General features: G+C 71.2%; 5 protein-coding genes and 1 pseudogene. 3 read left to right on the top strand and 3 right to left on the bottom strand.

Annotation, left to right across the window (positions count from 1 at the left end; all coding sequences use genetic code 11):
- Nucleotides 1-1,538: 1-deoxy-D-xylulose-5-phosphate synthase (gene dxs / locus SACSA_RS0110040; RefSeq protein ID WP_028661747.1), on the bottom strand; the 1,538-nt coding region annotated here is incomplete at its 3' end.
- Between the two features lie 310 nt (nt 1,539-1,848).
- Here dxs and SACSA_RS0110035 point away from each other — a divergent pair.
- Nucleotides 1,849-3,405 (top strand): GMC family oxidoreductase, encoded by a 1,557-nt coding sequence (locus tag SACSA_RS0110035; protein WP_019815542.1) that lies wholly within the window; start codon nt 1,849-1,851, stop codon nt 3,403-3,405.
- A gap of 59 nt (nt 3,406-3,464) precedes the next feature.
- On the opposite strand, the gene SACSA_RS0110030 is transcribed toward SACSA_RS0110035, so the two are convergent.
- Nucleotides 3,465-4,175: a FadR/GntR family transcriptional regulator gene (locus SACSA_RS0110030; RefSeq protein WP_019815541.1), complete on the bottom strand. Its 711-nt coding sequence runs from the start codon at nt 4,173-4,175 to the stop codon at nt 3,465-3,467.
- Between the two features lie 94 nt (nt 4,176-4,269).
- Here SACSA_RS0110030 and SACSA_RS0110025 point away from each other — a divergent pair, with 94 nt between their 5' ends.
- Together SACSA_RS0110025 and SACSA_RS0110020 are read left to right on the top strand one after the other, a co-directional pair.
- Entirely contained in the window at nt 4,270-4,797 is a 528-nt protein-coding gene (locus tag SACSA_RS0110025; RefSeq protein WP_028661746.1) for a gluconokinase, read from the top strand.
- Between the two features lie 91 nt (nt 4,798-4,888).
- Nucleotides 4,889-6,268, top strand: a complete 1,380-nt coding sequence (locus SACSA_RS0110020; RefSeq protein WP_019815539.1) for a GntP family permease — start codon at nt 4,889-4,891, stop codon at nt 6,266-6,268.
- Between the two features lie 37 nt (nt 6,269-6,305).
- Here the strand turns inward: SACSA_RS0110020 and SACSA_RS0110015 are convergent.
- A pseudogene (locus tag SACSA_RS0110015) lies at nt 6,306-6,515 on the bottom strand (class I SAM-dependent RNA methyltransferase); the annotation flags it as partial.

The following is a 6,515-nucleotide window of genomic DNA, read 5'->3' as shown; positions in this document are numbered from 1 at the left end:
CCGAGCCGGGCGAAGGCGCCGACCGCCACCAGCAGCACGTCCTCGGCCTGCCCCCGCCGCAGCACGTCGACCGGGCCGAGCCGGTCGAGCGCGGGCACGGATTCGACCACGCTCCCCTTGGAGAAGCGCAGCGCGGTGGGGCCGTCCGAGACGGCGACCGCCTCCCGCAGCTCCTCCCGCAGCGTCTCGGCGTCACGCGGTGCCGCGACCCGCATACCGGGGACCATGCCGAGCAGGGACAGATCCCACATGCCGTGGTGACTGGGGCCGTCCGGGCCGGTGACGCCCGCGCGGTCGAGCACCAGGGTCACCGGCTGGCGGTGCAGCGCCACGTCCATCAGCGTCTGGTCGAAGGCGCGGTTGAGAAACGTCGAGTACACCGCGACGACGGGGTGCCGCCCCGCCATCGCGAGCCCCGCGGCCGAGGTGACGGCGTGCTGCTCGGCGATGCCGACGTCGAACCAGCGGTCGGGGAACGCCTCCGCGAAGGTGTGCAGGCCCGTCGAGCGCAGCATCGCGGCCGTGATCGCCACCACGTCCTCGCGCTCGGCGCCGATGCGGGTCAGTTCCTCGGAGAACACCGACGTCCAGCTCGGCCCCTTGGCCGGAGGCTTCCCGGTCGCCGGGTCCACGGGGTCGGTCTGGTGCATCTGGTCGGCCTCGTGGTTGACCGCGGGAGGGTAACCGTGCCCCTTCTCCGTGACGACGTGCACGATGACCGGGCCGCCGAACGCGCGGGCGGCCTCCAGTGCCCGCTCCAGCGCGAGGATGTCGTGCCCGTCCACCGGGCCGAGATACTTCAGGCCCAGGTCCGAGAACATCACCTGCGGGCTGATCGCGTCCTTGATCCCGGCCTTGGCCGCGTGCAGCGCGGTGTAGAGCGGCTTGCCCACGACAGGGGTGTTCTGCAGCAGCTCACGGCCGCCGTCGAGGAAGCGCTCGTAGCCCGGCCGCAGGCGCAACGCGGCGAGATGGTCGGCGATGCCCCCGATCGTGGGCGAGTAGGACCGTCCGTTGTCGTTGACCACGATCACGATCGGGCGCTCGGGGTCGGCGGCGATGTTGTTGAGCGCCTCCCAGCACATCCCGCCGGTGAGCGCCCCGTCGCCGACGACGGCGACGGCGTGCCTGCCGCCGCCGTCGAGCTGGAACGCCTTGGCCATCCCGTCGGCGTAGGACAGGGCGGTGGAAGCGTGACTGTTCTCGACCAGGTCGTGCTCACTCTCCGCGCGTGCGGGATAGCCGGCGATACCACCCTGTTGGCGCAGACCCTCGAACTCGTCCTGACGCCCCGTGACGATCTTGTGCACGTACGACTGGTGTCCGACGTCGAACAGCAGCGCGTCGCGCGGGGAATCGAACACACGGTGCAGCGCGAGCGTCAGCTCGACGACACCGAGATTCGGGCCGAGGTGGCCGCCGACCCTGCGGACCCGGTCGACGAGAAAGTCCCGGATCTCCTCGGCCAGCGCCCCCAGCTCCTCGTACTCCATTCGCCTGAGATCTGCCGGCCCGTGCACGGACTCCAGCAACGTCACGCTCCACCTCGCTCGCCGTCGTTGTCGCTGACTCGCTTCCGACCCAGTCTAGGGAATCTTGCCCCTGCCCGGGTGGCTCGTTTCACTCCGCCACCCGGCATCTTGCCCCGCCGAAGTCACCCGGTCGAGTCACGCGGCACGCGGAGTTCCTGGCGCGGCGTCCCAGCCCGTCGGCCGAGTGGTTCCGCGCTGCCCCCACCGGCGTCCCGGCCGATACTGGCGGTGTGGCGCCGCGGTCGTCGGCGGGACCGGTCCCCCTGGCCGGGCGCGACCGGCCCGGCCCGAGCACACGCGAGCGGAGGAGGGTGCCGTGTCCCGCGAGTTCGATTACGTCGTCGTCGGCGGCGGCACGGCCGGATCGGTCGTCGCGGCACGCTTGTCGGAGGACCCCGACACCTCGGTGTGCCTCGTGGAGGCCGGCCCCTCCGATGTGGACGTGCGACCGGTGTTGGAGCTGAACCGGTGGATGGAGCTGCTCGAGTCCGGCTACGACTGGGACTACCCCGTTGAGCCGCAGGAGTCGGGCAACTCGTTCCTGCGCCACGCGCGGGCCAAAGTGCTCGGCGGCTGTTCCTCGCACAACTCGTGCATCGCGTTCTGGGCACCCGCACAGGACCTCGACGAGTGGGCCTCGCTCGGCCTGCCGGGGTGGTCTGCCGAGGACATCTTTCCGCTGTACCGGCGGTTGGAGAACAACGACGCCCCCGGTGAACACCACGGACGGACCGGGCCGGTGCGCATCCGCACCGTGCCCCCGCACGATCCGGCCGGGGTGGCGCTGCTGCGGGCGTGCGAGGAGGCCGGCCTCCCGCGTACCGCGTTCAACACGGGAGAGACCGTCACCCACGGCGCGAACTGGTTCCAGATCAACGCCCGCGAGGACGGGATCCGGGCCTCGGCGTCGGTGTCCTATCTTCACCCCGTGCTCGGCACCCGGCCGAATCTGGTGGTCCGGACCGGGGTGCGGGCCAAGCGGCTGACCTTCGACGGGCTGCGCTGCACCGGCGTCGAGGTGCTCACCGAGGACCTGGTGCACAGCGAGGAGCTGCGCGCCCGCGCCGAGGTGGTCGTGTCCAACGGCGCGATCGACACACCGAAACTGCTGATGCTGTCGGGCATCGGCCCCGCGGAGGAACTGGCCGGCTTCGACATCGACGTCCTCGTCGACGCCCCGGGCGTGGGCCGCAACCTGCAGGACCACCCCGAGGGCCTGGTGCAGTGGGAGGCGCTGCGGCCGATGGTGACCGACTCCACGCAGTGGTGGGAGATCGGGATCTTCACCACGACGGAACCGGGCCTGGACCGGCCCGACCTGATGTTCCACTACGGGTCGGTGCCGTTCGACATGAACACACTGCGGCACGGCTACCCCGCGACCGAGAACGGTTTCTGCCTGACCCCGAACGTCACCCGGGCACGGTCGACCGGGACTGTCCGGCTGCGCACCCGCGACTTCCGGGACAAGCCGAAGGTCGATCCGCGCTACTTCAGCGACCCGCACGACCTTCGGGTGATGACCTACGGCGTGCGCCTGGCCCGCGAGATCGTCTCGCGGCCCGCGATGCGGGAGTGGGCCGGGCCCGAACTCGCGCCGGGGCCGGAGGCGGTGACCGACGACGAGATCGCCGATTACCTGATGAAGACGCACAACACCGTCTACCACCCGTCGTGCACGGTGAAGATGGGTGCGTCCGACGACCCGCTGGCGCCGCTCGACGAGCGGCTGCGCGTGCGCGGCGTCGAGCGGCTGCGGGTGGCCGACGGCTCGGCCATGCCCTTCCTCGTCGCGGTGAACCCGTGCATCACCACGATGGCGATCGGCGAGAAGGCCGCCGACATGCTCCGCGAGGACGCACGCCCCTCTTGACGTGCCGTCAAGGCCTCCTTACCTGCATTGAACGCAGTGAAGGAGGCCTTGACGACACGTCAACGCCGCCAGAGGGGAAGCATGGCGTCACGGACCTCGGCGAGCAGGTCGCGCATGGCGGTCTCGGCGTCGGTGGCCAGTCCGCGCGCGACGGAGTCGGCCACGCGTTCGTGCAGCCGGAGCGCCTCCGGCACGGGCTGGTGCGGCATCAGGCCGAGCTGGGTACGCCCGCGCAGCACCACCGCGACGACGTCGGCCAGCGCGCCGAACATCTCGTTACCGCTGCTGCGCAGCAGGAGCGTGTGGAAGGCGATGTCGCAGTCGAGGAACTCGGTGAGCCTGCCCGCCTCCCCGAGTTCGCGCATCCGGCCCGCGATCGTGACGACGCGCTCGCGCTCACCGGCCGAAGCACTGCGCGCGGCCGCGCCCGCCGCCAGCGGCTCCACGGCGATGCGCAGCTCGGTGAGCGTGCGCAACTGCGCGTCCCGTCCCGGCCCGGCCAGCCGCCACCAGATCACCCTCGGGTCGAAGACGTTCCAGTGCTCACTGGGCTGCACGGTGATGCCGACCCGCCTGCGCGACCGGACGAGACCCATCGATTCGAGGATGCGCATGGTCTCGCGGGCGACCGTGCGGGAGACCCCGAACCGTTCCCGGATGCGGTCCAACGTGAGCACGTCGCCGCACGCCAGCGTCCCGCTCGTGATCTCGGCACCGATGGTGTCGAGCACGGTGTTGTGCAGGACCTCGACTCCCGGCTCAGCACTCACGGCCCCGAGCCTATCCGGCCCCACGTCGTTTACCTCGTCGACCAATGGTGTTATCTTTCGCCGCATTAAGTACTACCTTTGAGTGAGGAGCGCCATGACTGCCACGTGTCTGGTGGTGATGGGGGTCTCCGGCGCCGGGAAGAGCACCGTCGCCGCGGAGCTCGCCGATCGCCTCGGGTGGCCGATGGCCGAGGCCGACGAGTTCCACCCCGCCGCCAACGTCGAGAAGATGACGGCGGGAATCCCCCTGACCGACAGCGACCGGACACCGTGGCTGTCCGCCCTGCGGGACTGGATCAGTGACCGTGCCGACGACGGCCGCGACGTCGTCGTCGCCTGCTCGGCGCTGAAACGGTCGTACCGCGACATCCTCCGGGAGGCGTCGGCCCGGGTCCGGTTCGTCCACCTGCGCGGCGAGCCGGACCTGATCGGCGAACGGCTCGCGGGCCGCTCCGGGCACTTCATGCCGCCCGCACTGCTCGACTCGCAGTTCGGCGATCTCGAAGACCTCGCCGGGGACGAGGACGGCGTCACCGTCGACCTCGGTCGGCCCCCGGAATGGATCGCCGAAACGGCCCTGTCCCGGCTCGGCCTCGCGCCCGACGGCGCGCGGCCCGGCTGAGTCCCGGGCCGGGCCGGGTCCCGCGGGTTACCGCGGAGCCCCGGCTTCCGAGTCGGCTCCCCACCCACCGCGACAGCAACGGAGCTTTCGTATGAACACCGACGAGTGGACGCAGACACTCGGCGCCGGTCCCCTGCTCGCCATCGCGGCGGGCGCCATCGCCGTGTTGCTGCTGCTCATCATCCGCCTGCGGGTCCACGCCTTCCTCGCGCTGGTCACCGTCAGCGTGGCGACCGCGTTCGCAGCGGGAATCCCGGCGGGCGCGGTCATGGACACCCTTACCGAGGGATTCGGCTCGACACTGGCCAGTGTCGCGCTGTTGGTCGGCCTCGGCGCCATGCTCGGCAGGCTCGTCGAGGTCAGCGGAGGTGCCCAGTCCCTCACCGACGCGATGATCCGCCGCTTCGGCGAGCGGCGGGCGCCCCTGGCGCTCGGCACCGCCTCACTGCTGTTCGGCTTCCCGATCTTCTTCGACGCCGGGCTGGTCGTGATGCTGCCGATCGTCTTCTCGGTCGCGCGGCGCCTCGGCGGCGGCGTGCTGCGGTACGGGCTGCCCACGGCGGGCGCGTTCTCGGTCATGCACGTGTACGTGCCGCCCCACCCCGGCCCGGTCGCGGCCAGCGGCCTGATCGGCGCGGACGTGGGCATCGTCGTGGCGATCGGCGTGCTGCTCGCCGTGCCCACCTGGTACCTGACCAGCTACCTGTACGGCCTGTGGATCGGCAAGCGGATCGTTCTTCCCGTGCCGGACATCCTCGGCCAGACCGAGGAACCGGACACCGAGCCGCCCAAGCCCTCCACGGTGATCGGCCTGCTGCTGCTGCCGGTGCTGCTCATCTTCGCCAACACCGGACTGAGCACCGCCGGTGAGGTCGGCTGGGTCGACAGCGAGGCGGGCTGGTACGACGTCGTCCTCGCGCTCGGCTCCACCCCGATCGCGCTGCTGATCACGGTGTTCGTCGCCGTGTACGTGCTCGGCACCCGCCGGGGGCGGGGTGCCGAGACGATCGAGAAGCTGCTGGACGGTGCGCTCGGCCCGATCAGCGCCATCATCCTGATCACCGGTGCCGGTGGCATGTTCGGCGGTGTGCTCCAGGCCAGCGGGATCGGTGACGCGCTCTCCGGCGCGCTCTCCGACATCGGCCTTCCCGTGATCGTCGCGGCGTACCTGATCGCCACGGTGCTGCGCGTCGCGCAGGGCTCGGCGACGGTGGCGCTGACGACCGCGGCGGGGCTGGTGCAACCGCTGGTGGTCGGCGGCGGGTTCAACGGTGTCGAACTGGCCGCGATCGTGCTCGCTCTCGCGGCCGGGTCGGTCACCGCGGGCCATGTCAACGACTCGGGCTTCTGGCTCGTGGGCCGGTTCTTCCAGATGGACGTCAAGACCACGCTCAAGACCTGGACCGTCATGCAGACCACCATCGGTCTGGTCGGGTTCGGACTCTCCTCAGTGGTCTACCTGATCGCCTGACGCGCCACTCGGGTGCCTCGCGCCGCGCGTGCCGGCGTCACCGGCGCAGCAGCGCGAGGCACTCGACGTGGTGGGTCATCGGGAAGGCGTCGAAAGCACGCAGAGCGTCGAGCCGGTACCCGTGCCCGGCCAGGCGCGCCACATCACGGGCGAGCGCGGCCGGGTCGCAGGCGACGTAGACCACGCGATCCGGGCCCGCCGCCGCGACGGTGTCCACGACCGCGCGCCCCGCTCCCTTGCGCGGGGG

This window comes from Saccharomonospora saliphila YIM 90502, assembly GCF_000383795.1.
GTDB lineage: Bacteria > Actinomycetota > Actinomycetes > Mycobacteriales > Pseudonocardiaceae > Saccharomonospora > Saccharomonospora saliphila.
Note: the sequence above shows the minus strand (reverse complement) of the source record. Positions and strands in the feature narration are given on the sequence as shown.

Bases quoted from the DNA above. Each gene is read 5' to 3' on its own strand.
- SACSA_RS0110025 (WP_028661746.1), top strand. From the start codon at position 4,270: ATGACTGCCACGTGTCTGGTGGTGATGGGGGTCTCCGGCGCCGGGAAG.
- SACSA_RS0110020 (WP_019815539.1), top strand. From the start codon at position 4,889: ATGAACACCGACGAGTGGACGCAGACACTCGGCGCCGGTCCCCTGCTC.